This is a genomic window from Streptomyces sp. NPDC042364, assembly GCF_056437585.1.
The window spans coordinates 214,626-241,266 of record NZ_JBWKAJ010000001.1; the positions used below are offsets into that span (position 1 = coordinate 214,626).

The window sequence follows — 26,641 nt, forward strand, 5'->3', positions numbered from 1 at the left end:
GCCGCTCAGCCCGCCTTCCCCGAGCCCGGCGACGACGCGTCACCCAGCTCCACGGAGATCCTGCCCAGTTGTTCGAGCCGCTGCTCCAGGGGAGGGTGGGTGGCGAAGAAGCGGGCCAGATGCGGGCGGTCGCCCCGGGCTGGGGTGAAGTAGAAGGCGTTGAAGGCCTGCGACGTCCTCAGGTCCCGGGTCGGGATCCGCGCCATGTCCCCGGTGACCTTGGTCAGCGCGGAGGCGAGCACCGAGGGCCGCCCGGTGAGCAGCGCGCCCGCCCGGTCGGCGGCCAGCTCCCGGTACCGGGACAGCACACGGATCAGCAGGAAGCTCACCACGTACACGGCGGCCGCGACCCCCATCACCACGCTGAACATGACGGCGGTGTTCTGGTCCCGGCGCCCGCCGAACATGTGCGAGTAGAACGCGAACCGTACGACCAGGCCCGCCAGCACCCCCAGGAACGAGGCGATGGTCATCACGGCGGCATCCCGATGCGCCACATGCGACAGCTCGTGGGCGAGCACGCCCTCCAACTCGTCCGTCTCCAGCCTTCTGAGCAGCCCGGTCGTCACGCAGACCACCGCGTGATCGGCGTTCCGCCCGGTCGCGAACGCGTTCGGCATGTCCATCTCCGCCACGGCGATCCGAGGCTTCGGGACGTCCGCGACCGCGCACAGCCGGTCCACCACCCCGTGCAGCCGCGGATACTCCTCGGCCTCCACGATCCGCCCGCGCATGGCGTACAGGGCGACCCGGTCGGAGTACCGGTACTGCGCCCCCAGGAGCAGGGCCGCCACCACCACGACCAGCACCCAGGACTTCAGCAGCACGATCAACGCGGCCGCGAACACCACGTACAGCAGCCCGAGCAGGAACAACGTGATCGTCATCCGCGCGGTCAGCCGGGCATCGCTCCGGAACCGGCCAGACATCCGTACCACCCCGCACTCAGGCAGGCACCCGTCCCGCCTTCCATTGTGCGCTCGGGCGGCGGCGACGGCCCCCGGGGCCCGCGGCGCGGGGCGGGCTCAGTACGAGGACCGGTAGTTGAGGTAGCCGATCACCAGGATCAGTCCCGCCACACAGCTGAACACCACGAGCGTCGACACCCACGACGACCGGCGCGGTGCGCGCGGGCCGGGATCGGCGCGGAAGGGCTGCGGCGCGGGCGGGTTCTCCTTCCAGCGCGCGGCCAGCATCCGGGCCCGCGCGGAGGGCTCCTTGTGCTCCGCGTCGTCCGCCCATCTGAGGTCGAACTCCCGCTCGCTGTCGTCCTGTTCGGGCATCCCCGTGTCTCCCCGTTGTCCATCGAACAGTCGTACAGAAAACCATACGACGGTGCCCCCGCCCTGGAAAACCGGAACGGGGGACGCCGACCGGACGGTACGCGCTGAGGTATCTCGGTCACTCTGCCCACCGCCGCGCCTGACACCCTTCTCGGCATGAGCACACCACCGGACGGACTGCCCGTCTACCGACTCCTGACCGGCCCGGACGACGCCACGTTCTGCCACCGCGTGAGCGAGATGATCGCCCTCGGCTACGAACCGCACGGAGGTCCTGCCCTCACCCACGACGGCGAGAGAATCATCGCCGCCCAGGCACTGATCTGGCCGGCCCGACCGTAGGGATCGCGCGAGCGGCCGTGGTCGTTCGCGGCGCGCGCCCCGAAACAGGCCGTCGGCCGTGCCCTTCCCCGCGGGAAGCACACGGCCGACGGCCCACACACGGCCCAGGCGAGCGGAAATCCGCTCTGACCTGGGGCGATATCACACGTCGAAGTACAGCTCGAACTCGTGCGGGTGCGGACGCAGCTGGAGCGGCGCGATCTCGTTGGCGCGCTTGTAGTCGATCCACGTCTCGATCAGGTCCGGCGTGAAGACGTCGCCCTGGAGGAGGAACTCGTGGTCGCGCTCGAGGGAGTCGAGGACGGCCGGGAGGGAGGTCGGGACCTGCGGGACGCCCGCGTGCTCCTCGGGGGCCAGCTCGTAGAGGTCCTTGTCGATCGGCTCGGCCGGCTCGATCTTGTTCTTGATGCCGTCGAGGCCCGCGAGCAGCAGGGCCGAGAAGGCCAGGTACGGGTTGCCGGAGGAGTCGGGCGCGCGGAACTCGACACGCTTGGCCTTCGGGTTCGAACCCGTGATCGGGATACGCATGGCCGCGGAGCGGTTGCGCTGCGAGTACACCAGGTTGACCGGGGCCTCGAAGCCCGGCACCAGACGGTGGTACGAGTTCACCGTCGGGTTGGTGAAGGCCAGCAGCGACGGGGCGTGCTTGAGGATGCCGCCGATGTAGTAGCGGGCGGTGTCCGACAGGCCCGCGTAACCGGCCTCGTCGTAGAAGAGCGGCTGGCCGCCGGCCCACAGCGACTGGTGGACGTGCATGCCCGAGCCGTTGTCACCGAAGATCGGCTTCGGCATGAAGGTCGCCGTCTTGCCGTTCTTCCACGCCACGTTCTTCACGATGTACTTGAAGAGCTGGAGGTCGTCGGCGGCGGCGAGCAGCGTGTTGAACTTGTAGTTGATCTCGGCCTGGCCGGCGGTGCCCACCTCGTGGTGCTGGCGCTCGACCTCCAGGCCGGCCTTGGCCAGCTCCAGGGAGATCTCGGCACGCAGGTCGGCGAAGTGGTCGACCGGCGGAACCGGGAAGTAGCCGCCCTTGTAGCGGACCTTGTAACCGCGGTTGTCCTCCAGCGCACCGGTGTTCCAGGCGCCCGCCTCGGAGTCGATGTGGTAGAAGGACTCGTTCTCCGAGGTCTTGAAGCGCACGCTGTCGAAGACGTAGAACTCGGCCTCGGGACCGAAGTACGCGGTGTCGGCGATACCGGTGGACGCCAGGTACGCCTCGGCCTTCTTCGCCACGTTCCGCGGGTCACGGGAGTACTGCTCGCCCGTGATCGGGTCGTGGATGAAGAAGTTGATGTTGACCGTCTTGTCACGGCGGAACGGGTCGACACGCGCGGTGGACAGGTCGGCGCGCAGCGCCATGTCGGACTCGTGGATGGCCTGGAAGCCGCGGATCGAGGAGCCGTCGAAGGCCAGCTCCTCGGCCGGGTCGAAGGCCTCGGCCGGAATCGTGAAGTGCTGCATCACGCCCGGCAGGTCGCAGAAGCGGACGTCGACGAACTTGACGTCCTCGTCCGCGATGAACTTCTTGGCCTCGTCGGCGTTCTGGAACATCCAGCTCCTCCTACTCCCGACCGTCCCGCCGGGGTGGTAGTTCGTTCGTGCGGCCAGTGCGGTGGCACACGCTGCCCTCGACCCTAGGGACGGGTGATTTCTCGTACGTGACCCATTTGTTTCGCACAAGTTAACCGGACATCCCGTACCTGACCCCACCCGTCCGAATGGCAGAACGGTCGCAGTACGGTGGTCGGGTGGACAAGAGGCAAGCAATCGGATCGTGGCTCTCCGGCCCCCGCGCGGCCGCCGAGGACGCGGGTGTCGACTTCGGATACCCGGGCGAGCAGCTCGGTCTGCCGGAGGAAGGGCCGGGTTCCATCGCCCGCCCGGGCCGCCGCCTCGGTGCCCTGGCCGTCGACTGGGGACTGTGCCTCTTGATCGCATACGGCCTGATCACCGAAGGCTACGACCAGGCCACCAGCAACTGGGCCCTGCTCATCTTCCTCCTGCTCCACGTCCTCACCCTGGGCACGGTGGGCTTCACCCCCGGTAAGCGGCTCTTCGGCCTCCGGGTGATCGCCCAGGACACCGGCACGGTGAGTCCCTGGCGCGCCCTCGTCCGCAGCGTCCTCCTCTGCCTCGCCCTCCCCGCCCTGGTGTGGGACCGCGACGGCCGCGGCCTCCACGACCGGCTGGCCCGGACGGTCGAGGTACGGATCTAGGGCCGCAACAGGCCTGACGCATCTCAGGCGCGGGAGAGGCGAACCGAGCGCGAGCAGGCCGCCGCACACACCAGAAGGGGGCGCCCGGAGTTCTCCGGGCGCCCCCTTCGTCGTACGAGGAGAGTGGTGTCACAGGGGTGGGGTCGGCGGTGGGGTCAGCGCATCTTTCCGCCGCGCGGCATCCGCATGCCCTTGGGCATCGGGCCCTTGGGGAGCGGCATGTTGCTCATCAGGTCGCCCATGGCGCGGAGCCGGTCGTTGGTGGCGGTCACCTGGGGGCCGGACAGGACACGGGGCAGCTTCAGCATGGTCGTGCGGAGCTTCTTCAGCTCGACCTGGCCCTCGCCCGTGCCCACGATCAGGTCGTGCACCGGCACGTCCACCACGATCCGGGCCATCTTCTTCTTCTCGGCGGCCAGCAGGCCCTTCACCCGGTTCGGGTTGCCCTCGGCGACCAGGACGATGCCGGCCTTGCCGACGGCCCGGTGGACCACGTCCTGGTTGCGGTTCATCGCGACCGCCGGGGTGGTCGTCCAGCCTCGGCCCACGTTGTCCAGTACCGCCGCGGCGGCACCCGGCTGGCCCTCCATCTGCCCGAACGCGGCCCGCTCGGCCCGCCGTCCGAAGACGATCGCCGTCGCGAGGAAGGCGAGCAGGAGGCCCAGAATGCCGAGATAGATGGGGTGACCGATCAAGAAACCGATCGCGAGGAAGACACCGAAGGTGATGATTCCGACAGCCGCGAGTACAAGGCCGATCTTCTTGTCGGCCCTGCGGGTCATCTTGTACGTCAGAGCGATCTGCTTGAGTCGCCCGGTGTTCGCAGCGTCCGCTGCGGTTTCCTTCCTCGCCATGGCACGAAGTCTACGTGTCCGGGGGAGCGAGGACGACGGCGGTGCCGGTGGGGTCCGGTGACCGGCGACGACGCGGGGGGAGCGGCGCCGGGCGGCGGCGGTGCCTCGGTGGTGCGGGGGTCGTGCCCGAGCGGGCACGCCGGCGTGCCTGGGCGGCCGCGGTGCGGATCGCGGACGAGCTTTCGGGAGGGTCGGCTCGTACCTCGCTCACGGGGCCGTGGCGGCCGGGTGGTGCGTCAGGACGTGCGCGTGGTGACGGCGGCCTCGAGGACGCGCTCGGCCTCGACGCGGTCCTTGGCGCGGCGGCGGTCCTCCAGGACGGAGGTCCAGGCGTTGCGGCGGGCGGTGCGCTGGCCGCTGCTGAGGAGCAGCGACTCGACGGCACGGAGTGCATCGGTGAACGACGGGATCGCTGTGGCGCGAACGGGCGCGGCCTGCATGATGTGGTCCCCCCTAGGGATCGGGTGCGCGGACTGGGTTTGTACCGGGTGTGAAACCAGGGTCACTGATTGGTGTTACCAGGGCGTGACCGACCGGTCAAACGCCCATGAAGCCTCGATTGGCGGCGCTTAAACCCCGAAGCGGCCCTGACAGTGCCCCCATCTGGGAGAACGGTCAGGACCGCGGGCAATCGGCCATTACCGGCTGGTAGTTTCTTGTGCTCGGATTCACACGTTTGCCTGGCACTCCGTGCCACCCGATTGGCCGCACGGCGTGTCGTCGCGCTGCCGTCGGGGGACGGCCCGACCGGGGCCCGGAGCCGTGGCCGCGGGCGGCCGGGAGGGGTCAGACGGCCTGCGAGGCGACGTAGGTGCCGCGCTTCTCGACCGCCATCCGGTACAGCCGTCCGGCGCGGTACGAGGAGCGGACCAGGGGTCCGGACATCACCCCGGAGAAGCCGATCTCCTCGGCCTCCTCCTTCAGCTCCACGAACTCCTGCGGCTTGACCCAGCGCTCCACGGGGTGGTGCCGGACGCTCGGCCGCAGGTACTGGGTGATGGTCACCAGCTCGCAGCCCGCGTCGTGCAGCTGCTTGAGCGCCTCGCTGACCTCCTCGCGGGTCTCGCCCATGCCGAGGATCAGGTTCGACTTGGTGACCAGGCCGTGGTCGCGGGCCTCGGTGATGACCTTCAGGGAGCGCTCGTAGCGGAAGCCGGGGCGGATGCGCTTGAAGATGCGGGGGACGGTCTCGACGTTGTGCGCGAAGACCTCGGGGCGGGAGGCGAAGACCTCCTCCAGCAGCTCCGGTACGGCGTTGAAGTCCGGGGCGAGCAGCTCGACCTTGGTGTGGCCGCCCTCGCGGCCGGCGGTCTGCTGGTGGATCTGGCGGACCGTCTCGGCGTAGAGCCAGGCGCCGCCGTCGGGGAGGTCGTCGCGGGCGACGCCGGTGATGGTGGCGTAGTTCAGGTCCATGGTGACCACGGACTCGCCGACGCGGCGGGGTTCGTCGCGGTCGAGCGCCTCGGGCTTGCCGGTGTCGATCTGGCAGAAGTCGCAGCGGCGGGTGCACTGGTCGCCGCCGATGAGGAAGGTCGCCTCGCGGTCCTCCCAGCACTCGTAGATGTTGGGACAGCCGGCTTCCTGGCAGACCGTGTGCAGCCCCTCGCTCTTCACGAGCTTCTGCATCGCGGTGTACTCGGGACCCATTTTCGCCCGGGTCTTGATCCACTCGGGCTTGCGCTCGATGGGGGTCTGGCTGTTGCGGACCTCCAGGCGCAGCATCTTGCGTCCGTCGGGTGAGACTGCGGACACATCGGCTCCCTGTAGCTTCGATTCTTCGGCGCACCCCAGGGTACGCCCGTTCGGTTCTCGCTTCCCGAGGTGGGCAACCTTCGGCTCTCGGGCCGCATTCCCGGAGGGCTCGTGACTCGGGGTGCGGGTGCGTTCGGCGGGTGCGGGCGGTGTGTGGCCGTTCGCGCGGTTCCCCGCGCCCCCGAAGGGACGGGCCCGCGGCCCGCCCTCCACCGCTGCCCCCGCGCACCCGCGGCCGACCGCGAAGGCCGTCAGGCCGTCGCGCGCTCCACCACCCTCGGCCTGAGGTCGGCGTTCTCCAGCACGTCGCGCAGATGCCTCTCGGCGACGGGGAGGACCTCGGCGATGGTGATGTCGCGGCCCAGCTCGGTCGCGAGGGACGCGACGCCCGCGTCGCGGATCCCGCAGGGGATGATCCGGTCGAACCAGCGGTTGTCGGGGTTCACGTTGAGCGCGAAGCCGTGCATCGTGACGCCCTTGGCCACCCGGATCCCGATCGCCGCGATCTTGCGGTCCTCGCGCCGCTGCCCCGCGTTGGAGGGGGCGTACTCGGGGCCGTTGAGCCGCGGGTCGAACTCGTCGTCGTGCATCCGGGGGTCGAGGTCCAGGGAGAGGCCGCCGAGCCGCTGCTCGACGGGGTCGCCCAGCACCCACACTCCGCTGCGGCCCTCGACCCGCGTCGTCTCCACGCCGAACTCGGCGCACGTGCGGATCAGTGCCTCCTCCAGGCGGCGCACATGGGCGACGACGTCCACCGGGCGGGGCAGCTTCTGGATCGGGTACCCGACCAGCTGACCCGGCCCGTGCCAGGTGATCTTGCCGCCGCGGTCCACGTCGATGACGGGCGTGCCGTCCAGGGGGCGCTCGTCGTCGGCCGTGCGCCGGCCGGCCGTGTAGACCGGCGGGTGCTCCAGGAGCAGCACGGTGTCGGGGATCTCGTCGGCGAAGCGCGCAGCGTGCACGCGGCGCTGCTCGTCCCACGCCTCCTGGTACTCGACGGCCTCCGTGCCGAATCCCATGCGGACGAACCGCAACCCACTCACGGCAAGCGCCTCCCTCGGCGGTACGGCCGTGCGGCGGTACCGCGATAGCTCGGTCAGGCGCGTGACGCGCCCACGCCACTGTACGACCGTACGACCGGGAGATGTCCTACGGCCGTCCCGGCGGCGCGCGAGGGCGGCCGCCGGCGCACGCCGCACCCCCGGCCCGTCAGCCGTGCGGCCAATCCTCACACGATCGGATGAACCGATGCGGAAGTATGCGATCAGGCGCTTACTCTCCGCTACATTCACGCCGTTCACCAGGCCGCAAAGGCTTCTCACCAGGCAATCCGGGCACCGCGCCGACACCCGGAAGGCAGGAGACCGCACCGCAGATGACGGAACGACCCGCGCAGCGCACCCCCAACCGCCAGCTCGCCGCCCTCATCGCAGAAGCGGGGTTCTCCAACGCGGGACTAGCGCGTCGTGTGGACCAGCTCGGTCTCGAACACGGCCTCGATCTCAGATACGACAAGACATCGGTCACCCGCTGGCTGCGAGGCCAGCAGCCGAGGGGCACCACGCCCGCGCTCATCGCCGAGGTGTTCACCCGCCGCCTCGGCCGCAGGCTCACCGCCCAGGACCTCGGTCTCGACGCCTGCGCCCCCGTGTACGCGGGGCTGGAGTTCGCGGCGACCCCCGAGGAGGCCATCGACATCGTCAGCGGTCTGTGGCGCAAGGACTCCGGCAGCCACGCCGAACTGCGGAAGATCGCGTTCACCCCGGCCGGACTCGTCGTCCCCAGCCGGGACTGGCTGATCGGCCGCGCCGACGACCGGGTGGGCCGGGGCGACCCGGGCGCCGGCCGTGTCCCCCCGCAGGGCCGCCCGGCCGTGCCCCGGCAGCGCAGCCAGACCGAGCGCGGCCCCGGCCAGAAGGTCACCGCCGGGGACATCGCCGCCCTCCGCTCGGTCGGCGAGCTCTTCCGCGCCCTCGACAACGCCTACGGCGGCGGCCACGCCCGCCAGGCCCTCGTGCGCTACCTGGAACACGAGGCCGAGCCGATGCTGCGCGGCTCCTACGGCGAACAGACCGGCCGGCGGCTCTTCGCGGCCGCCGCCGACCTCACCCGGCTCGCCGGCTGGACCTCGTACGACATCGGCGCCCACGGGCTCGCCCAGCGGTACTTCGTGCAGGCGCTCCGCCTGGCGCAGGCGGCGGGCGACCGGGCGTACGGGGCTTACGTCCTCGTCACGATGAGCCGTCAGGCGGTCTATCTGGGGCACGGACGGGAGGCCGTGCAGCTCGCGCGCGTCGCCCAGCAGGGCGTCGGGTCCTCCGTGCCGCCGGCCGTGCAGTCGCTGCTGCACGCGGTCGAGGCGCGCGGGCACGCGGTCCTCGGTGAGGTGCGGGCCTCCACGGCCGCGCTGGTCCGCGCCGAGCGGGCCCTGGAGGCCGCCCGCCCCGGCGACGAGGTCCCCCACTGGGCGCGCTTCTTCGACGAGGCCCAGCTCGCCGACGAGTTCGGGCACAGCCACCGGGACCTCCAGCAGTACCGCGCCGCCGCCCAGCACGCCGAGCGGTCGCTGCAGCTGAGGGCGCCCGCCTTCGCCCGCAGCCGTCTCTTCTGCCGGGTCGTGCTCGCCTCCGCCCGCCTCGGGCTGGGCGAGCTGGACCAGGCCTGCCAGTTGGGCGCGGAGGCCGCCGGGCAGGCCGCCGAGATGCGGTCGGTGCGCGCCGTGGAGTACGTACGCGACTTCGAGCGCCGACTGGAGCCGTACCGGGACGCGGCTCCGGTGAGGGGCTACCGGGACAAGGTGGCGGCGCTGGGGTAGCAGACGGGACAGGAGATGGACCAGGAGATGGACCAGGAGACCGGTGACCGGTGACGGTGGTGGGCTCACGGCAGGTCCGGGTCCGCGCTGTCGCCCCACGGCTGGGGGGCGCCCGGTCATCGTCGTCGGGCGCCCCCTCGCCGTTCGCCGCTCACGCGGCCGTTTCGAGTGCCTCCTCCATGGGGGTCGGGTGGGCGTCCAGGTCCGTGAGGACGGCGTGGGCGGCCCGGCGGGCCGAGTGGAGGGCGCCCTGGACGGTGCTGGTGTCGCGGTGGTCGCCGCAGACGTACAGACCGGCCAGGAGCCGCACCGGGCGCCGCGGGTCGTGCGGCGCGGGCATCGCGGGCACGGCCTCCGGCTCGTGATGGACCGCCAGCAGTTCCCAGCGGGCCGTGGACGTGCGGTAGAGGCGGGCGAGTTGGGCGCGGACGGTGGCGTCCAGGTGGGCCGCGTCCGGGGGAGTGCCGAGCACCGTGGAGGTGATGAGCGCGCGGCCCGCCGGTGCCCGGCCGGGGTCGACCTGGCTGGTGACGGCCGTGTGTGAGACGGGCCCGCAGCGGTCCGCGTCGAGGAGCAGCGCCGCCTCGCTCAGTGGCGGCTCGTCGGTGGCGTGGTGCAGGACGGTCACCGGGTGGAAGTCCGGTACGCGCAGTCCGGGCAGCAGCTCGGCCGCGGACCGGGCGTCCGTGGCCACGACCACGGCACGGCACGGGAGTTCACCGTGGTCGGCCGTCGTCACCGAGGTCGTACTGATCGCGGTCGCCCTGACCCCGGTACGGACGGCGCCGGGCGGAAGCGCTGCGGCGAGCAGCTCAGGGAGGGTGTCGGCGCCGCCCTCCGGCAGGCACAGCCGCCCGGTCGCGAAGGCGTGCAGGGCCAGGTCGGCACTGCGGCTGGAGGTCCGCAGCGCCGGGTCGGAGAGCAGGGCGGCCAGCAGGGGGCGGACGAAACCGTCGATCGTGCGGTGCGGGAACCCCCGGGTCGCCAGGGCCTCGGCGATCGGGACCTCCGCGCGTGTGGCGAGCCGTTCCGGCGCGGTCGCGGCGAGCCGGGCCAGGGCCATGGCCAGCCGGGACTGGTCGGCCGGGGCGCCCAGCCGGCCCTGCGCGCGGCCCGCGTTCCGGGGCAGCCTGGGGGCGCTTGCGAGGGCGCGCGCGGCCGTGAGTGCGCCCCTTGCGCTCCGGAGGGTCGGGGTGGCGCCGGCCCGGTGGTGGTGGCCGTCGGCGTACAGCAGGACGCCCGGGGCGAACGGGCGCAGGGGCAGGGTGTCCAGGCCCGGAGTGCGGCGCAGCTCGGGGTAGGACGTGGAGAGCAACTGGGCGGTGCGGTCGAGGCGGAAGCCGTCGATCTTCTCCGTGGACATCCGGCCGCCGACGGCCGGTGCGGCCTCCAGGACGGTGGTCGTCAACCCCGCCCTGGTCAGATGTCCGGCCGCGGCGAGGCCGGCCACGCCGGCTCCGACGACGATGACGTCCACGGTCTCCGCGTCCGCTGGGTACGTCGATTGGTACACCGACTCAAGCACGTGCCCCTCCCGAGGTCGCGCGGCTGCTGGGGACGTCATGCCCTCAACGGCCTTCTGGAATACCTGAGTTCGGCACGAGGGTGCGGCTTTCCGGGTCGGCCGCGGAAGTCGCGCGTGCCCCTCGCACGGGGGCATGCCGAGGAGGTGCGTGCGCCCGGCGTCCAGGCGGTGCCGAGGAGGTGCGTGCGCCCGCGTCCGGGCGGTGCCGAGGCGGGGCCTGTCTCAGCTCGTCTCGGCCGCTCGGATCGCCGCTTCGATGTCCGGGTGGGTGAACGCGAAGCCGGACTCCAGCAGCCGGGTCGGCACCGCGCGCGTGCTGCCGAGGACGTCGGCGGAGACCCCGCCGAGGGCGAGGCGGAGGGCGGCCGCGGGAACGGTGAAGAGCGTGGGCCGGTGCAGGACCCTGCCCATCGCCTCCGTGATCTCCCCGTTGGTCAGCGGGTCGGGCGCCGTCAGGTTGAACGGCCCGGCGAGCGACGGCGTTCGCATGAGGTGGCGCAGTGCGGCGACCTCGTCATGGAGGGAGATGAAGCTCCAGTACTGCCGCCCGTCGCCCATCCGTCCGCCCACCCCGGCCTTGAACAGCGGGAACAACGGCCCCCACGCCCCTCCACCGCGCGCCACCACCAGCCCGGTCCGCGCGAACACCGTCCGCACCCCGGCGTCGCTCGCGGCCTTCGCCGCCCCCTCCCACTCCACGCACACCGACGGCAGGAACCCCGTCCCCGCCGGCGCCGACTCGTCCACCACCCGGTCGCCCGTGTCGCCGTAGAACCCGATCGCGCTGCCGTTGACGAAGACGCTCGGCGGCGTGTCCAGGGCGGCGACGGCCTCGGCGAGCACCGTCGTACCGAGCACCCGGCTGCGCCGGATCGTCTCCTTGTACGCGTCCGTCCAGCGGCGCGAGGCGACTCCCGCACCCGCGAGATTCACGACGGCCGCGCACCCCTCCAGCCCCGCCACGTCGACCTGCCGGGCGTCCGGGTCCCAGCGGACCTCGTCCGCCGCGCGCGGCGCACGCCGCACGAGCCGTCGCACCTCGTACCCGTCGGCCGTGAGGGACCGGGCCAACGCCGAACCGATCAGGCCGGACGCTCCGGCGATCACCACCCGGGAACCGGGCGCCATGGGCGCATCTGTGTCCATGCCTCCATCCTGCCTCTCCGCACGACGAATCAGCGGACCGGGGCCGACGACGCCCGGCGCGCCGCCGTACGACCGTGGGCACGTCGTCGGCCCCGGGGCCGTCACCACCCCGGCTACCGCGGCGTGCCCGCGTACAGTTGCCCGCATGCCGCTTCCGTACATACGGCTCGCGACCCATGACGACGAGGACGCGCTCGGACGACTCGACCGTGCCACCTGGTCGACGCTGCACTCGGTCCAGGAACGCCCCCGGCAGCCGTACAGGCCGTTCTTCGACGAGCGGTACGGCCCCCGGGACCATCTCGTCGCGGAACTCGGCGGTGCGGTCGTCGGCTACCTCCGGCTGGGCCGGCCCACCTCGCTCGCCTGCAACGCGCATGTCCGCCAGATCCAGGGGCTCGCCGTCGCGGACGAGGCACGCGGGGCCGGGGTGGCGCGGGCGTTGGTGCGGGCCGCGCGGGAGGAGGCGCGGCGCCGGGGCGCCCGGCGGCTCACCCTGCGGGTCCTCGGGCACAACACCCCCGCCAGGAAGCTGTACGAGTCCGAAGGGTTCGTGGTCGAGGGAGTGCTCCCCGAGGAGTTCCTGCTGGACGGGGCCTACGTGGACGACGTGCTGATGGGCCGTCGCCTGTGACGTCACGTCACGACGTCACGAGGTCCCCCGTGTCCACCGCCCTCGTCGCGTTCGCCGCGCTGTTCGCCTCGGAGGCGACCTCGTCGACCGTCAGGACGTACCCCGTCTCCGCGTCGGACGTGGAGCGGGCGAAGACGACGCCGTACACCTGGCCCCCGGTGGTGAGGAGTGGGCCGCCGGAGTTGCCCGGGCGGACGGTGGAGCGGATCGAGTAGATCTCGCGGGTGACCGCATCCGTGTTGTAGATGTTGCGGCCCGTCGCGTCGATGCGGCTGGCGACCGTGGCCGCCTGGAGGTCGAGCCCGCCGTCCTCCGGATAGCCGGCGACGACCGCGGCGTCCCCCCGGGAGGCGGTGTCGTCGAAGCGGAGCACCGGCGCCTTCAGACCCGGCACATAGAGCACCGCGACATCCTTCTCGGGGTCGAAGAGCACGACCCGTCCCTCGAACGCCCGGCCCACGCCGCCCACCCGCACGCTCGGGTCGTCGATGCCCGCCACCACATGGGCGTTGGTCATCACGTGCTCGCGCGCGTACACGAAGCCGCTGCCCTCCCTGCCCTGCGTCCCCGCGACGCCCTCGATCTTGACCGTGCTGCGCTTGGCGGCGTTCGTCGCCGCCGCCGTCACGTTGTCCCCGGAGGGCTTGGCGACCTCGGCCGTCGCCTCGTTCTCGAAGGGGTTGAAGACCTGCGGGAAGCCGGCCTCGGTGAGCGCGGAGGTGGCGTCGGAGAACCAGGCCGGAGTGGTGTCCGGCATGGTGTTCTGCACGGCGCCCAGCAGCGCGGAGTCGCGGATCGAGTTGGTCACCACCGGAGACGAGGACGCCCCGAGGACGCTCGCGGCCACCCACGCCACGATGAGCACGGCGACGGAGTTGGCCGCGGCACCGCCTATGCCGTCGGCCACGCGCAGCGGGCTGCGGTCTATCTCGCGGCGCAGCCGCAGCGCCAGCCTGCCCGCCAGCTCATGCCCGATCACACCCGGGACCAGCACGGTCAGCACCGCCGTGACCGTCGCCGCGGGGGTCCCCGGCTCCACCAGCCCCATCATCCACGGCAGCACCCAGACGCCCACCACCGCGCCGCCCACGAAACCGGCGAGGGACACACATCCCGCGACCAGGCCGCGACGGTAACCGGAGGCCGCATAGGCCAGGATCACCAGCATCAGCAGGTTGTCGAGCACGTCCACTCCAGCGCCTTTCCTCGGGGACCCTGTAGTACGCGCGGGGTGGGCGCAGTGATCAGCCGCCCCCGCTCGGCACGCCGGTGGCGTGCGGGAATCGGCCACCGGTACGCCCGTCCGCCTGGAATCGTGAAAACGTCCCGCACCGGGACGATGGTTCCAATACGTTCACCCGGGTGGCGTAGTCCACAGCGCGGTGGGGGCGCACCCGGGTGAGGCTCGGTGCATGCGTGTGTTCCGGATGTCACGGGGGGCGCCAGGCCGTAGGCCGCTCCGTGCGGGGCGGCGCCGAACACGGACTCCGCGCTGCCTCACCGTCGCGCGAATACGGGGTCCGCGCGGCGCCACCGCCGCGCGGACCGCACCCGCACCCGCACCCGCTCCCCGCCCCGCACGCCGTCGGCGCTCCTGGCGCGGCCGCCCGCGTCCGGCGCGCCCCGTCCTCCTCGCGCTGGCCTGCCTGCCCGGCGTCGCCGCCGTCCTCGCGCTGGTGCTGTGCGCGATCGGCGTGGACGGCACGGGCGGCGACCGTTCCTCCGGGCCCGTCGCGGCCCGGCCCTCCCAGCCGCACCAGGCCCCCCGACCGCCCATCGTGCCGAGGAGCCGCTGGCTCGCCGGGGAAGGCCGAAGCCAGCCGCCCGCACGCTACGACGACCGGGTCGCCGCCGTCTTCATCCACCACACGGACTCGCCGAACGGCTACGACTGCGCCGACGCGCCCCGCATCATCCGCCACCTCTACGCGGGCCAGACCGGCACCCGGGACTGGGACGACATCGGCTACAACTTCCTCGTCGACCGCTGCGGCACCATCTACGAGGGCCGCGCGGGCGGCGTCGACCGCCCCGTCACCGGCGCCCACACCCAGGGCTTCAACCACCGCACCGCCGGGATCGCCGCCCTCGGCACCTTCACCGCCGGCGTCGCCGTCCCCCGGGTCATGACCGACGCGATCGCCGCCCTCGTCGCCTGGAAGCTCGGCTTCTCCTTCAGCGACCCCCGCGGCAGTGTGCGCCTCACGTCGAGCAACAGCCGCAGCCGCTACGCCGCCGGGACCACGGTCCTGCTGCCCACCCTGGCGGGCCACACCGACGGCTATATGACCAGCTGCCCCGGCGCGGCCCTGGCCGAACGCCTGCCCGCCATCAGGGAACTGGCCGCCCGTCTCCAGGGCCGGTCGTGACCCGGGGCCGGCCGATCCGGATCCCATGAGGTTCACAGACAGCCCGCCGTGGTCTCACAGACACCTCCAAGATCCCCGCCCTAGCGTCGCGGTGTCACGTCGACCGGAGGTGGGGAAAATGATCGGCAGCCGTACGAGGAGCAACCGTACGAATAGCCCGGCGCGCGCCGCGCGGAGGACCTGGTCCGCCGCCCTGCGGAGCCCCTGGACGGTGGCCTGCGCGACCGCCGTCGTCGTGCTCGGCCCGTCCGCCGTCACCGCGTCCGCGCTGGAGCGCGCCAACTCGGCACCCCTGCACGGCGCGGCCGCCCCCGGACAACCGGCGGGCGGCCAGGAACGGGAGCGCCACGGGTTCCGGACGTACGCCGCCGGGTCACCGCACGCCTTTCTGCCGCGCGCGAACGGCCGAGGGGTCAGGCCCTGAAGCGTTCCCAGAGCTTCGGGTAGCGCTCGGCGAGCGCGGTGTCGTCCTCGAAGTCGACCGGGGTGCCCTCCGGTTCGCCGGGCGCGGGCGGAATGCCGAGGTCCGGCGCGACCAGGCCGGTGAGCTGCTCGTACGCCTCGTCGGCGGCGTATCCCAGCTCCTCGCCGTCCCCGTCGATCTCGTCGTCGAAGTCGTCCAGCAGATCGGCGAGCGCGTCCGGGTCGTGCACCGCGCCCTCGAAGACATCCCTACCCTGGCCGATCAGCCAGCACCGGAAGAAGTCGAACGCGTCGTCACTGGCGCCGTCGAGCAGCACCCAGGCGGCGCCCCACAGGTCCCAGGTGTAGGCGCGGTTGTAGCGGGACTCGAAGTGGCGTGCGAAGTCGAGCACCGCCTCCGGGTCCAGTCGGCCGAGCCGTTCCACGAGCAGGTCGGCCTGGTCCTCCGGGTCGCCCTCGGCGTCCTCCCGGGTCGTGTCCACCAGCTCCCAGAACTCCGTCTCGTCCATCACGGGTCAAGCATCGGGCCTCGGGGGGCGGGATGCACGTGGAGGGACGCGGATCGGCCGGACTCCTCGCGCGGATCGGCCGGACCCGTCGCACGCCGGCCGGACCCGTCAGCGCGCCACACGGCCCGTACGCCGCCGGGCGCTACGGCGTCTCCCGGTACAGCGCGGCGAGCCGTCGGGCCTCCGCCGCGAGACGGCTCCGCAGGCTCTCCGGCGCCAGCACCTCGACCTCGGCTCCGAGCGCCGTGAGCTGGGTGCGGGCCACCTCCTCCGATTCGACGCGGAGCGTGACGGTCGTCCAGCCGTCCGCGTCGCGGGTGGCGTCCGCACCGTCCGCGCCGTCCGCCGGTTCGTCCGTCGCCGTGAGGGCGTCCCGGGCCGACACCGGATCGACGACGTGCGGCAGCCTCCGTACGCCCTCCGGTGACAGCCGTACGACGACCTCGGCGTGCAGGATCGAGCGGGCGAAACGTTCCGCCTGATGGTCCCAGTAGGCCGGCAGGTCGAATTCCTCGTCACGGGTGAAACGGGTGTCGTCGGTCTCGACGGTGCTGAAGCGGTCGATGCGGTACGTGCGGAAGGGAGCGGGGCGGGTGTCGGCCTCGCCGCCGGCGCGGGCGTCGGAACCGCCCGGGGTGTCGCCGTCGGCGACGCGGGCGCACAGGTACCAGACACCGGCCTTGAGGACGAGCCCGTACGGCTCCAGCCGCCGTTCGACCTCGGTGTCGCCCCTGCGGTAGCGCGCGGTGATCCGGCGGTCGTCCCACACGGCGTCCGCGACGGCGGGGAGCAGTTCCGGGGTCTTCGGCTCCTTGAACCAGCTCGGCGCGTCGAGGTGGAACCGCTGGGCCGCCGTGCGCGAGGCGTCGCGGAGGGAGGGGAGGAGGGCCGCCGACACCTTCAGCCGGGCGGCCGAGGCGGCGTCCTCCAGGCCCATCTCGCGGAGGGCTCCCGGTACGCCGCTGAGGAACAGCGCCTCGGCCTCGCCGCGGGCGAGGCCGGTCAGCCGGGTGCGGTAACCGCCGATCAGGCGGTAGCCACCGGCCCGGCCGCGGTCCGCGTAGACCGGGACACCGGCCTCCGAGAGGGCCTGGGCGTCCCGGGTGACCGTGCGCTCGGACACCTCCAGCTCACGGGCCAGCTCGGCGGCGGTCATGGAGGGGCGGGACTGGAGGAGCAGCACCATCTTGATGAGCCGGGCAGCGCGCATGGGTTCATCATGCCGGGCGCGTCAGGGGGAGGGCCGTGGGGGTGCGTGGGCGGGTGCGGGTGGGTGGGTGGGGGGTGTTCGCGCAGTTCCCCGCGCCCCTGAAGGGAACGGGCCTGCGGCCCGCCCTTCACCATGAAAAGCACGGGGCGCAGCCCCGGTGGCTTTTCAGGGGCGCGGGAACTGCGCGAGGAACCACGAACCACGAACCACGAACCACCCGCACCCGCCGACGGACGGGCGCCCCCGAGTCAGAAGGCGCCCGGCACTCTCACAGCCCGTACTTCTCGCGGGCCTCCTTCACCGCCGTCACCTTCGTCTCACCACGCTTCGCCAGCTGCGCGAGCGCGGCCACGACGATCGACTGCGCGTCGACACCGAAGTGACGGCGGGCCGCCTCGCGGGTGTCGGAGAGACCGAAACCGTCGGCGCCGAGCGACGAGTAGTCCTGCTCGACCCACTGGGCGATCTGGTCGGGAACCTGGCGCATGTAGTCGGAGACGGCCAGGACCGGACCCTCGGCGCCCTGGAGCGCCTGGCGCACGTACGGGACGCGCTCCTCACCGCGCAGCAGCGCCGCGTCGGCCTCCAGGGCGTCCCTGCGGAGCTCGCTCCAGGACGTCGCCGACCAGACGTCGGCCGCCACGCCCCACTCCTCGGCGAGGAGTTTCTGCGCCTGAAGGGCCCAGTGGATCGCCGTGCCGGAACCCAGCAGCTGGATGCGCGGGGCGTTCGCCGGGACGGTCACGCCCGCGGACTCCGCTGTGTTGAAGCGGTACAGGCCCTTGACGATGCCCTCGTCGACACCGAGACCGGCCGGCTTCGCGGGCTGCGGGAGCGGCTCGTTGTAGACGGTCAGGTAGTAGAAGACGTTCGGGTCCTCACCGGGCGCGGCCTCGCCGTACATCCGGCGCAGACCGTCCTTCACGATCGTCGCGACCTCGTAGGCGAACGCCGGGTCGTAGGTGAGGGCGGCCGGGTTGGTGGCCGCGATGACCGGCGAGTGACCGTCCGCGTGCTGGAGGCCCTCGCCCGTCAGCGTCGTGCGGCCGGCTGTCGCGCCGACGAGGAAGCCGCGGCCGAGCTGGTCGCCGAGCTGCCACATCTGGTCGGCCGTGCGCTGCCAGCCGAACATCGAGTAGAAGATGTAGAACGGGATCATCGCTTCGCCGTGCGTGGCGTACGCGGTGGACGCGGCGATGAAGTCGGCCATCGAACCGGCCTCGGTGATCCCCTCGTTGAGGATCTGGCCGTTCTTGGCCTCCTTGTAGTACATCAGCTGGTCACGGTCGACCGGCTCGTACGTCTGGCCCTTCGGCGAGTAGATGCCGAGGGACGGGAAGAGGCTCTCCATACCGAAGGTGCGGGCCTCGTCCGGGACGATCGGCACCCAGCGCTTTCCCGTCTCCTTGTCGCGGACCAGGTCCTTGATCAGGCGGACGAAGGCCATGGTGGTGGCCACGTTCTGGGAGCCGGAGCCCTTGTCGAAGGAGGCGAAGGCCTTCTCGGCGGGGGCCGGCAGCGGCGCCACCGGGTGGACACGGCGGGCCGGGGCGGGGCCGCCGAGGGCGGCACGGCGCTCCTGGAGGTAGCGGACCTCCGCGGAGTCGGCGCCCGGGTGGCCGTAGGGCACGACGCCGTCGACGAAGTCGCTGTCCCTGATCGGCAGGTCGAGCAGGTCCCGCATCGCCTTGAACTCGTCCACCGAGAGCTTCTTCATCTGGTGGTTGGCGTTCTTCGACGCGAAGCCCTCGCCGAGGGTGAAGCCCTTGACGGTCTGGGCCAGGATCACGGTGGGCGCGCCCTTGAACTCGACGGCAGCCTTGTACGCGGCGTACACCTTGCGCGCCTCGTGACCACCGCGGGAGAGGTGGAAGCACTCCAGGATCTTGTCGTCGCTCAGCAGCTTCGCCATCTCGACGAGCGCCGGGTCCTTGCCGAAGAAGTCCTGGCGGATGTAGGCGGCGTCGCGGGTCTGGTACGTCTGGACCTGGGCGTCCGGCACCTCGCGCAGCCGGCGTACGAGCGCGCCGGTGGTGTCGAGGGCGAACAGCTCGTCCCAGGCGGTGCCCCACAGGGTCTTGACGACGTTCCAGCCGGCGCCGCGGAACTGGGCCTCCAGCTCCTGCACGATCTTGAAGTTGGCGCGGACCGGGCCGTCGAGACGCTGCAGGTTGCAGTTGATCACGAAGGTCAGGTTGTCGAGGCCCTCGCGGGAGGCGAGCGCCAGTGCCGCCGTCGACTCGGGCTCGTCCATCTCGCCGTCGCCGAGGAACGCCCAGACGTGGGAGGCCGAGACGTCCTTGATGCCGCGGTTGGTGAGATAGCGGTTGAAGCGCGCCTGGTAGATGGCGGAGAGGGGGCCGAGGCCCATGCTCACCGTCGGGAACTCCCACAGCCAGGGCAGGCGCCGCGGGTGCGGGTACGACGGGAGGCCGTTGCCGCCGGACTCGCGGCGGAAGTTGTCGAGGTGGGCCTCGTTCAGCCGGCCGTCGAGGAAGGCGCGGGCGTAGATGCCGGGGGAGGCGTGGCCCTGGATGTAGAGCTGGTCGCCGGAACCGTCGGCTTCCTTGCCCTTGAAGAAGTGGTTGAAGCCCGTCTCGTAGAGCCAGGCCGCGGAGGCGAAGGTGGCGATGTGGCCGCCGACGCCGTACTTGGAGCCGCGGGTCACCATCGCGGCCGCGTTCCAGCGGTTCCACGCGGTGATGCGGCGCTCCATCTCCTCGTCACCGGGCACGCCCGGCTCGGCGGCGGTGGGGATGGTGTTGACGTAGTCCGTCTCGAGCAGCTTGGGCAGCGCGATGCCGTTGCCCTCGGCGCGCTCCAGGGTGCGACGCATCAGGTACGCGGCACGGTGCGGACCGGCCGCCTTGGTGACGGCGTCCAGCGAGGCCTGCCATTCGGCGGTCTCCTCCGGGTCACGGTCGGGGAGCTGGTCGAGTGCGCTCGGCTGGATGGCGTTGGGGTCGGTCATTGCGCCGCCTTCCTCAGTCGAAGGGGGTTCCCTCATCGGTAAGGGTTCGGGGGTGCCCTTGGTCTTTGGCAGGACAGGGCTGGGGCCTCGGTGCGGTGTCGATATGCGACTTCGTCGCGTGGCCCGTCGGCGACTGTAACCCGCTGATCGATGATCGATCAAAGGGTTGCGGTGCAAAACTTCTTGATCACGAGAAAGTCGGCACGGGGTGCCTTCGACGGAGACACCGGGTGCCGTCGTGGGCCGGGGTTTTCCCAGGTGGGGCGGCGTTTGAGCGGGGGCGCGCCCAATAGATCGGGGGTGCGGGTTCGTTCGCGGGTGCGGGTGGGTGGGGGTTTCTCGCGCAGTTCCCCGCGTCCCTGAAGGGTTGGGCCTGCGGCCCGCCCTTCAGACGAAAAGCACGGCGCGGACCCCTGGGCGCTACGCCGGCTCGTCGTCCGTGTGCGGGGCGCAGCCCAGCACGTGGGCCTTGACCAGGTCCGCGATCCGCGGGTCGCGGCGGCGGAACGCGGCGACCAACTCCTCGTGCTCCTCGGCGTACGACTGCTGCACCGTGCCCAGCCAGCGGATGCTGAGCGCCGTGAAGACCTCGATACCCAGGCCCTCCCACGTGTGCAGCAGCACCGAGTTGCCCGCCGCCCGAACCAGCTCGCGGTGGAACGCCACCGTGTGCCGCACCTGGGACGTGCCGTCGGAGTTGCGGTCCGCCTCGTACAGCGCGGCGACGTGCGGCTCCAGGGCCGAGCAGTCCTCCGCCAGCCTCTCGGCCGCCAGCTCCGCCGCGATGGCCTCCAGACCGGCCCTGACCGGGTAACTCTCCTCCAGGTCGGCCGCGGTCAGGTTCCGCACCCGTACGCCCTTGTTCGGTGCCGACTCGATCAGCCGCAGCGACTCCAGCTCGCGCAGCGCCTCCCGCACCGGCGTCTGGCTGACCTCCAGCTCCGTCGCGATCCGCCGCTCCACGATCCGCTCACCCGGCTTCCAGCGCCCGCTCACGATCCCCTCCACGATGTGCTCGCGGATCTGTTCGCGCAGCGAGTGGACGACGGGCGCGGTGGTCATGCGGGCTCCTTCGGCGGGGGACTGAGCCCCAAGGGCGTTGACCCATAGACAATAAAGCCGCCACGCCGCCCGTGCGGAGCGCACGGGGGCGCTTTCTCGCAGGTGAGACGAGACTTACACGCTCCCATGGCGGCCCCTTCTGTGAAGACCCGTACCGGCCGAGCCGCGGAGTGGTCCCGCCCGTGGCACCCCTGGAACACGACGGTGCCCGCCCGGAAGCTCCGGACGGGCACCGTCGTACTGCGGTTGCGGACCCCTACAGGCCGAGCTCGACCTCGAACTCGCCCGCCTCCAGGATCGCCTTGACCGCCGTCAGGTAACGGGCCGCGTCGGCGCCGTCCACCAGGCGGTGGTCGTAGGAGAGGGTCAGGTAGGTCATGTCGCGGACGCCGATGACCGTGCCCTCCTCCGTCTCGATCACGGCGGGGCGCTTGACCGTGGCGCCGATGCCGAGGATCGCGACCTGGTTCGGCGGCACGATGATCGTGTCGAAGAGCGCGCCGCGCGAGCCGGTGTTGGAGATGGTGAAGGTCGCGCCGGACAGCTCGTCCGGAGTGATCTTGTTGGCCCGGACCTTGCCCGCCAGGTCGGCGGTGGCCTTGGCGATGCCGGCGATGTTCAGGTCGCCCGCGTTCTTGATGACCGGGGTCATCAGGCCCTTCTCGGAGTCCACCGCGATACCGACGTTCTCGGTGTCGAAGTAGGTGATCGTGCCCTCGGACTCGTTGATCCGGGCGTTGATGACCGGGTGGGCCTTCAGCGCCTGGGCCGCGGCCTTGACGAAGAACGGCATCGGGGAGAGCTTCACGCCCTCGCGGGCCGCGAAGGAGTCCTTCGCCTTCGCGCGCAGCTTCATCAGCCGTGTCACGTCGACCTCGACGACCGAGGACAGCTGCGCCTGCTCGTGCAGGGCCTTGACCATGTTGTCGCCGATGACCTTGCGGATGCGCGGCATCTTGATGGTCTGGCCGCGGAGGGGGGAGACCTCCAGGACCGGGGCCTTCTTGGACGCGGCGGCAGCGGGGGCCGCGGCGGCCGGGGCCGGGGCGGCGGCAGCGGCCTTCGCGGCCTCGGCGGCGGCGATGACGTCCTGCTTGCGGATACGACCGCCGACACCGGTGCCCTTGACGGACGCCAGGTCGACACCGTTCTCCGCGGCGAGCTTGCGGACCAGCGGGGTCACGTACGCACCCTCGTCGGTCGCCTGGGCGGCGGCCGGGGCGGCAGCGGCCGGAGCCGGGGTGACCGGGGCCGGCGCGGGGGCCGGAGCGGCCGGGGCAGCGGCGGCGGGCGCCGGGGCCGGGGCGGCGGGGGCGGCCGGCGCGGGGGCCGGAGCCGCGGGGGCGGCCGGGGCGGGCGCGGGAGCAGCCGGGGCCGGGGCAGCGGCGGCGGGCGCCGGGGCCGGGGCGGCCGGAGCCGGAGCGGCGGCCGGGGCGGCACCGGGGGCGCCGATGACGGCCAGCTTGGCGCCGACCTCGGCGGTCTCGTCCTCGCCGACCACGATCTCCAGCAGCACACCGGAGGTGGGCGCCGGGATCTCGGTGTCGACCTTGTCCGTGGAGACCTCGAGGAGCGGCTCGTCGGCCTCGACCGAGTCGCCGACCTCCTTGAGCCAGCGGGTGACGGTGCCCTCGGTGACCGACTCGCCGAGCGCGGGCAGGACCACGTCGGTGCCCTCGGCGGAGCCGGAGCCGGCTGCGGCCTCGGCGGTCGGGGCGGGCGCGGGGGCGGCCTGCTCGGTGGAGGGCGCGGCCGCGGCGGGCTCGGGCGCCGGGGCCGGAGCCTCCTCGGCGGCCGGGGCGGGGGCGGCGGCGGGCGCGCCCGTGCCGTCGTCGATCACGGCTAGCTCGGCGCCGACCTCGACCGTCTCGTCCTCGGCGACCTTGATGGACGCGAGGACACCGGCGGCGGGGGAGGGGATCTCGGTGTCGACCTTGTCGGTCGAGACCTCGAGCAGCGGCTCGTCGGCCTCGACACGCTCACCCTCGGCCTTCAGCCAGCGGGTGACGGTGCCCTCGGTGACGCTCTCGCCGAGCGCCGGAAGGGTTACGGAAACCGCCATGGTTTCTGTTGCTCCTTAACGAATTGCGGAAGTCTGGATCGTCGCTTCGTCGACCGAGGGGTCAGTCGTGCGAGTGCAGCGGCTTGCCCGCGAGGGCCAGGTGGGCCTCGCCGAGCGCCTCGTTCTGCGTCGGGTGGGCGTGGATGAGCTGGGCGACCTCGGCGGGGAGGGCCTCCCAGTTGTAGATCAGCTGGGCCTCGCCGACCTGCTCACCCATGCGGTCGCCGACCATGTGGACGCCGACCACGGCACCGTCCTTGACCTGGACGAGCTTGATCTCGCCCGCGGTCTGCAGGATCTTGCTCTTGCCGTTGCCCGCGAGGTTGTACTTCAGAGCGACGACCTTGTCCGCGCCGTAGATCTCCTTGGCCTTGGCCTCGGTGATGCCCACGGAGGCGACCTCCGGGTGGCAGTACGTCACACGGGGGACACCGTCGTAGTCGATCGGGACGGTCTTCAGACCGGCCAGACGCTCCGCCACCAGGATGCCCTCGGCGAAGCCGACGTGGGCGAGCTGGAGCGTCGGGACCAGGTCACCGACGGCGGAGATGGTCGGGACGTTCGTCCGCATGTACTCGTCGACGAGGACGTAGCCGCGGTCCATGGCGACCCCGGCCTCCTCGTAGCCGAGGCCCTGCGAGACCGGGCCGCGGCCGACGGCGACCAGCAGGATCTCGGCCTCGAACTCCTTGCCGTCGGCGAGGGTGACCTTGACACCGTCCTGGGTGTACTCGGCCTTCGAGAAGAAGGTGCCCAGGTTGAACTTGATGCCGCGCTTGCGGAACGCGCGCTCAAGAAGCTTGGAGGAGTTCTCGTCCTCGACGGGGACGAGGTGCTTCAGGCCCTCGATGACCGTGACGTCCGTGCCGAAGGACTTCCAGGCGGAGGCGAACTCGACGCCGATGACACCGCCGCCGAGGACGATCGCCGACTTCGGCACCCGGTCCAGGACGAGGGCGTGGTCCGAGGAGATGATGCGGTTGCCGTCGATCTCCAGGCCCGGCAGCGACTTCGGCACGGAGCCGGTCGCCAGCAGGACGTGGCGGCCCTGGACGCGCTGGCCGTTGACGTCGACGGAGGTGGGGGAGGACAGCCGGCCCTCACCCTCGATGTACGTGACCTTGCGGGAGGCGATCAGCCCCTGAAGGCCCTTGTACAGACCGGAGATGACGCCGTCCTTGTACTTGTGGACGGCCGGTACGTCGATGCCCTCGAAGGTGGCCTTAACACCGAACTGCTCGCTCTCGCGGGCCTGGTCGGCGATCTCGCCCGCGTGCAGCAGGGCCTTGGTGGGAATGCATCCCCGGTGCAGGCAGGTGCCGCCGACCTTGTCCTTCTCGATCAGGGCGACGTCCAGGCCCAGCTGCGCCCCGCGCAGGGCCGCGGCGTAACCACCGCTGCCACCGCCGAGGATCACTAGGTCGAAAACGGTGCTGGCGTCGTTCGCCACGTCACGTCCTCCATGCATGTGCGCCGTACGCCGGTCTCCAGTGACCGGGCGGCGGCTGGTGTCCGGCCGCTCTTCTTCGGCCCTGTGGTGGGGGCCCTGTCCTGCCGAGCCCCATCTTCGCACTTGTCGGGAGGGAACGAGACGCCGGGCCGGGGTGTGAGACACCACACGCTCACATGTGACGGCGCCGAACCGTGAAGGGGCGCGGGCGGCCGCGCGGCCGGCCACGGCCGGCCCGCGGTCGCCCGCGCCCCTCAGGTGTCGAGTCGGTGGCGGGCGTCAGCCCAGGTCACCCGCGGCGGCCCGCTCGGCCAGCCGCACCAGCGTCCGCACCGCGGACCCCGTGCCGCCCTTCGGCGTGTACCCGAACGGGCCGCCCTCGTTGAAGGCCGGCCCCGCGATGTCGAGGTGCGCCCAGGTGATGCCCTCGCCCACGAACTCCTTCAGGAACAGACCGGCGACGAGGCCGCCGCCGTACCGCTCGCCCATGTTCGCGATGTCGGCGGTCGGCGAGTCCATCCCCTTGCGCAGGTGGTCCGGCAGCGGCATCGGCCACGCCGCCTCGCCGACCTCCTCGGCCGCCTCGTGCACCGCGGAGCGGAACGCGTCGTCGTTCGCCATGATCCCGAACGTCCGGTTGCCCAGCGCCAGCATCATCGCCCCGGTCAGCGTCGCCACGTCGACGATCGCGTCCGGCGCGTCCTCCGACGCCTTGGCGAGCGCGTCGGCCAGCACCAGCCGGCCCTCGGCGTCGGTGTTCAGCACCTCCACGGTCTTGCCGCTGTACATGCGCAGCACGTCACCCGGCCGGGTGGCGGTGCCGGACGGCATGTTCTCGGCGAGGGCCAGCCAGCCGGTGACGTTGACCTCCAGGCCGAGGCGCGCGGCGGCGACGACCGCGGCGAACACGGCGGCGGCACCGCTCATGTCGCACTTCATCGTCTCGTTGTGCCCGGCGGGCTTGAGGGAGATGCCGCCCGAGTCGTAGGTGATGCCCTTGCCGACGAAGGCCAGGTGCTTCTCGGCCTTCGCGTGGGTGTACGACAGCTGCACCAGCCGGGGCGTGGCCGCGGAGCCCGCGCCGACGCCGAGGATGCCGCCGTAGCCGCCCTTGGCGAGCGCCTTCTCGTCGAGCACGGTCACCTTGATGCCGTGCTCCTTGGCCGCGGCCTGGGCGATCGCGGCGAACGCCGCCGGGTCGAGGTCGTTCGGCGGGGTGTTGATGAGGTCGCGGGCGCGGTTGAGCTCCTCGGAGACCGCGATCGCGCGCTCGGCGGCGGCCTTGTGGGCGCGGTCGCGGGGCTTGGCGCCGAGCAGGGCCACCTCGGCGAGCGGCGCCTTGCCGTTCTTCTTCCCGGCGGCGTCCTTGGCCTGGCGGCCGTTCTCCTTGTAGGTGTCGAACGAGTACGCGCCGAGCAGCGCGCCCTCGGCGACGGCGCCCACGGCGTCGGTGTCGGCGAGCGGCAGCGCGAACGCCGCCTTCTTCGAGCCGGCCAGGGCGCGGGCCGCGGCGCCGGCCGCCCGGCGCAGCGTCTCCGCGCCGAACGAGCCGTCCTTCTGGGGCTCCGCTCCCAGGCCCACCGCCACCACGAGCGGCGCCTTGAAGCCGGACGGCGCGGGCAGCTTCGTCACCTCGCCCTCGGCACCCGAGGCGCCGAGGGTCTCCAGGAGGCCGGCGAGCCTGCCGTCGTACGCCTTGTCCACGGTCTCGGCACCCGGGGCAACGACCGGGCCCTTGGCGCCCTTCGCGACACCGACCACGATCGCGTCGGCGCGGAGGCCGGACGCGGCGGCGGTGCTGAGAGTGAGAGCAGTCACGGTGGTGAAATCTCGCTTCCGATTGAGTTTTGGGTGGCCGAACGGATGGGGTCGACGTGCCGGGCACGAGCCTAGGCCCTTGTTCGGCCCGTCGGATCTGGGGCCGCGGGGGCCGGTTGAGCACCGGCCGCCCGGACGGCGTGCGCTGTCACCAGCCTCCCTGACTTTCCGCTCGGCCCATGCAGGGAGATCCCCATGAC

Annotated in this window: 23 protein-coding genes; 6 read left to right on the forward strand and 17 right to left on the reverse strand. The window is 72.1% G+C overall.

Annotated elements, in window-relative coordinates; translation table 11 throughout:
- Positions 1–5: 5 nt before the first annotated feature.
- Both htpX and AC067N_RS00880 read right to left on the reverse strand, forming a co-directional pair.
- A complete protein-coding gene (gene htpX / locus AC067N_RS00875) occupies positions 6–929 on the reverse strand; it encodes a zinc metalloprotease HtpX (RefSeq protein WP_478676725.1) in 924 nt (307 codons plus the stop codon).
- A 96-nt stretch (positions 930–1,025) separates the two neighbouring features.
- Positions 1,026–1,283, reverse strand: coding sequence for an SCO2583/SCO2584 N-terminal domain-containing protein (locus AC067N_RS00880; protein WP_478676726.1), 258 nt, complete (start codon positions 1,281–1,283; stop codon positions 1,026–1,028).
- A gap of 156 nt (positions 1,284–1,439) precedes the next feature.
- Between AC067N_RS00880 and AC067N_RS00885 the strand changes: the two genes are divergently transcribed.
- Complete coding sequence (locus AC067N_RS00885) at positions 1,440–1,625, forward strand: DUF1737 domain-containing protein (protein WP_478676727.1); 186 nt, start codon at positions 1,440–1,442, stop codon at positions 1,623–1,625.
- Positions 1,626–1,766: 141 nt separating this feature from the next.
- On the opposite strand, the gene glnA is transcribed toward AC067N_RS00885, so the two are convergent.
- Complete coding sequence (gene glnA, locus AC067N_RS00890) at positions 1,767–3,176, reverse strand: type I glutamate--ammonia ligase (protein ID WP_478676728.1); 1,410 nt, start codon at positions 3,174–3,176, stop codon at positions 1,767–1,769.
- A gap of 197 nt (positions 3,177–3,373) precedes the next feature.
- Between glnA and AC067N_RS00895 the strand changes: the two genes are divergently transcribed.
- Positions 3,374–3,841 carry an RDD family protein gene (locus AC067N_RS00895; protein WP_478676729.1) on the forward strand — a complete coding sequence of 156 codons (468 nt, stop codon included), beginning with the start codon at positions 3,374–3,376 and terminating at the stop codon, positions 3,839–3,841.
- 155 nt (positions 3,842–3,996) lie between these two features.
- Here AC067N_RS00895 and AC067N_RS00900 read toward each other — a convergent pair whose 3' ends face one another.
- The 4 genes from AC067N_RS00900 to lipB form a co-directional block, all read right to left on the reverse strand.
- The gene (locus AC067N_RS00900) at positions 3,997–4,695 is read right to left on the reverse strand and encodes a DUF4191 domain-containing protein (RefSeq protein ID WP_478676730.1); all 699 of its coding nucleotides are present in this window, start codon (positions 4,693–4,695) and stop codon (positions 3,997–3,999) included.
- Positions 4,696–4,931: 236 nt separating this feature from the next.
- Positions 4,932–5,135 (reverse strand): SCO2195 family GlnR-regulated protein, encoded by a 204-nt coding sequence (locus AC067N_RS00905; RefSeq protein ID WP_478676731.1) that lies wholly within the window; start codon positions 5,133–5,135, stop codon positions 4,932–4,934.
- A 346-nt stretch (positions 5,136–5,481) separates the two neighbouring features.
- On the reverse strand, positions 5,482–6,447 hold the full coding sequence (gene lipA / locus AC067N_RS00910; RefSeq protein WP_478676732.1) for a lipoyl synthase: 966 nt from the start codon (positions 6,445–6,447) through the stop codon (positions 5,482–5,484).
- A gap of 251 nt (positions 6,448–6,698) precedes the next feature.
- Positions 6,699–7,490: a lipoyl(octanoyl) transferase LipB gene (gene lipB, locus AC067N_RS00915; RefSeq protein ID WP_478676733.1), complete on the reverse strand. Its 792-nt coding sequence runs from the start codon at positions 7,488–7,490 to the stop codon at positions 6,699–6,701.
- Positions 7,491–7,822: 332 nt separating this feature from the next.
- On the opposite strand from lipB, the gene AC067N_RS00920 reads away from it, so the two are divergent.
- On the forward strand, positions 7,823–9,262 hold the full coding sequence (locus AC067N_RS00920) for a regulator (protein ID WP_478676734.1): 1,440 nt from the start codon (positions 7,823–7,825) through the stop codon (positions 9,260–9,262).
- A gap of 151 nt (positions 9,263–9,413) precedes the next feature.
- On the opposite strand, the gene AC067N_RS00925 is transcribed toward AC067N_RS00920, so the two are convergent.
- Positions 9,414–10,787 carry an NAD(P)/FAD-dependent oxidoreductase gene (locus AC067N_RS00925; RefSeq protein WP_478676735.1) on the reverse strand — a complete coding sequence of 458 codons (1,374 nt, stop codon included), beginning with the start codon at positions 10,785–10,787 and terminating at the stop codon, positions 9,414–9,416.
- 222 nt (positions 10,788–11,009) lie between these two features.
- Positions 11,010–11,933: a TIGR01777 family oxidoreductase gene (locus AC067N_RS00930; protein ID WP_478676736.1), complete on the reverse strand. Its 924-nt coding sequence runs from the start codon at positions 11,931–11,933 to the stop codon at positions 11,010–11,012.
- A 145-nt stretch (positions 11,934–12,078) separates the two neighbouring features.
- Here AC067N_RS00930 and AC067N_RS00935 point away from each other — a divergent pair, with 145 nt between their 5' ends.
- Positions 12,079–12,567: an N-acetyltransferase family protein gene (locus tag AC067N_RS00935; protein WP_478676737.1), complete on the forward strand. Its 489-nt coding sequence runs from the start codon at positions 12,079–12,081 to the stop codon at positions 12,565–12,567.
- Between the two features lie 7 nt (positions 12,568–12,574).
- Here the strand turns inward: AC067N_RS00935 and AC067N_RS00940 are convergent, their stop codons facing one another.
- Positions 12,575–13,759, reverse strand: a complete 1,185-nt coding sequence (locus AC067N_RS00940) for a MarP family serine protease (RefSeq protein WP_478676738.1) — start codon at positions 13,757–13,759, stop codon at positions 12,575–12,577.
- Positions 13,760–13,994: 235 nt separating this feature from the next.
- On the opposite strand from AC067N_RS00940, the gene AC067N_RS00945 reads away from it, so the two are divergent.
- Positions 13,995–14,936 (forward strand): peptidoglycan recognition protein family protein, encoded by a 942-nt coding sequence (locus AC067N_RS00945; RefSeq protein ID WP_478677167.1) that lies wholly within the window; start codon positions 13,995–13,997, stop codon positions 14,934–14,936.
- A gap of 118 nt (positions 14,937–15,054) precedes the next feature.
- Positions 15,055–15,360 carry a hypothetical protein gene (locus AC067N_RS00950; RefSeq protein ID WP_478676739.1) on the forward strand — a complete coding sequence of 102 codons (306 nt, stop codon included), beginning with the start codon at positions 15,055–15,057 and terminating at the stop codon, positions 15,358–15,360.
- Here the strand turns inward: AC067N_RS00950 and AC067N_RS00955 are convergent.
- The 7 genes from AC067N_RS00955 to AC067N_RS00985 all read right to left on the reverse strand — a co-directional run bounded on the left by AC067N_RS00955 (position 15,350) and on the right by AC067N_RS00985 (position 26,441).
- Positions 15,350–15,868, reverse strand: coding sequence for a DUF4240 domain-containing protein (locus tag AC067N_RS00955; RefSeq protein ID WP_478677168.1), 519 nt, complete (start codon positions 15,866–15,868; stop codon positions 15,350–15,352). The genes AC067N_RS00950 and AC067N_RS00955 overlap by 11 nt on opposite strands.
- 142 nt (positions 15,869–16,010) lie before the next feature.
- Positions 16,011–17,078, reverse strand: coding sequence for a helix-turn-helix transcriptional regulator (locus tag AC067N_RS00960; protein WP_478676740.1), 1,068 nt, complete (start codon positions 17,076–17,078; stop codon positions 16,011–16,013).
- A 268-nt stretch (positions 17,079–17,346) separates the two neighbouring features.
- On the reverse strand, positions 17,347–20,049 hold the full coding sequence (aceE, locus tag AC067N_RS00965; RefSeq protein WP_478676741.1) for a pyruvate dehydrogenase (acetyl-transferring), homodimeric type: 2,703 nt from the start codon (positions 20,047–20,049) through the stop codon (positions 17,347–17,349).
- Between the two features lie 420 nt (positions 20,050–20,469).
- Positions 20,470–21,111: a GntR family transcriptional regulator gene (locus tag AC067N_RS00970; RefSeq protein WP_055717344.1), complete on the reverse strand. Its 642-nt coding sequence runs from the start codon at positions 21,109–21,111 to the stop codon at positions 20,470–20,472.
- 256 nt (positions 21,112–21,367) lie between these two features.
- Positions 21,368–23,173, reverse strand: a complete 1,806-nt coding sequence (gene sucB, locus AC067N_RS00975) for a 2-oxoglutarate dehydrogenase, E2 component, dihydrolipoamide succinyltransferase (RefSeq protein WP_478676742.1) — start codon at positions 23,171–23,173, stop codon at positions 21,368–21,370.
- Between the two features lie 61 nt (positions 23,174–23,234).
- Positions 23,235–24,623: a dihydrolipoyl dehydrogenase gene (gene lpdA, locus AC067N_RS00980; protein ID WP_478676743.1), complete on the reverse strand. Its 1,389-nt coding sequence runs from the start codon at positions 24,621–24,623 to the stop codon at positions 23,235–23,237.
- Between the two features lie 279 nt (positions 24,624–24,902).
- Entirely contained in the window at positions 24,903–26,441 is a 1,539-nt protein-coding gene (locus tag AC067N_RS00985) for a leucyl aminopeptidase (protein WP_478676744.1), read from the reverse strand.
- Positions 26,442–26,641: the final 200 nt, after the last annotated feature.

What these genes read in the sequence shown, in the direction of transcription:
- htpX (WP_478676725.1), bottom strand. Translation starts at nt 929, where the DNA reads ATGTCTGGCCGGTTCCGGAGCGATGCCCGGCTGACCGCGCGGATGACG.
- AC067N_RS00880 (WP_478676726.1), bottom strand. Translation starts at nt 1,283, where the DNA reads ATGCCCGAACAGGACGACAGCGAGCGGGAGTTCGACCTCAGATGGGCG.
- AC067N_RS00885 (WP_478676727.1), top strand. Translation starts at nt 1,440, where the DNA reads ATGAGCACACCACCGGACGGACTGCCCGTCTACCGACTCCTGACCGGC.
- glnA (WP_478676728.1), bottom strand. Translation starts at nt 3,176, where the DNA reads ATGTTCCAGAACGCCGACGAGGCCAAGAAGTTCATCGCGGACGAGGAC.
- AC067N_RS00900 (WP_478676730.1), bottom strand. Translation starts at nt 4,695, where the DNA reads ATGGCGAGGAAGGAAACCGCAGCGGACGCTGCGAACACCGGGCGACTC.
- AC067N_RS00905 (WP_478676731.1), bottom strand. Translation starts at nt 5,135, where the DNA reads ATGCAGGCCGCGCCCGTTCGCGCCACAGCGATCCCGTCGTTCACCGAT.
- AC067N_RS00920 (WP_478676734.1), top strand. Translation starts at nt 7,823, where the DNA reads ATGACGGAACGACCCGCGCAGCGCACCCCCAACCGCCAGCTCGCCGCC.
- AC067N_RS00930 (WP_478676736.1), bottom strand. Translation starts at nt 11,933, where the DNA reads ATGGACACAGATGCGCCCATGGCGCCCGGTTCCCGGGTGGTGATCGCC.
- AC067N_RS00935 (WP_478676737.1), top strand. Translation starts at nt 12,079, where the DNA reads ATGCCGCTTCCGTACATACGGCTCGCGACCCATGACGACGAGGACGCG.
- AC067N_RS00945 (WP_478677167.1), top strand. Translation starts at nt 13,995, where the DNA reads ATGTCACGGGGGGCGCCAGGCCGTAGGCCGCTCCGTGCGGGGCGGCGC.
- AC067N_RS00950 (WP_478676739.1), top strand. Translation starts at nt 15,055, where the DNA reads ATGATCGGCAGCCGTACGAGGAGCAACCGTACGAATAGCCCGGCGCGC.
- AC067N_RS00955 (WP_478677168.1), bottom strand. Translation starts at nt 15,868, where the DNA reads ATGGACGAGACGGAGTTCTGGGAGCTGGTGGACACGACCCGGGAGGAC.
- AC067N_RS00960 (WP_478676740.1), bottom strand. Translation starts at nt 17,078, where the DNA reads ATGCGCGCTGCCCGGCTCATCAAGATGGTGCTGCTCCTCCAGTCCCGC.
- aceE (WP_478676741.1), bottom strand. Translation starts at nt 20,049, where the DNA reads ATGACCGACCCCAACGCCATCCAGCCGAGCGCACTCGACCAGCTCCCC.
- AC067N_RS00970 (WP_055717344.1), bottom strand. Translation starts at nt 21,111, where the DNA reads ATGACCACCGCGCCCGTCGTCCACTCGCTGCGCGAACAGATCCGCGAG.
- sucB (WP_478676742.1), bottom strand. Translation starts at nt 23,173, where the DNA reads ATGGCGGTTTCCGTAACCCTTCCGGCGCTCGGCGAGAGCGTCACCGAG.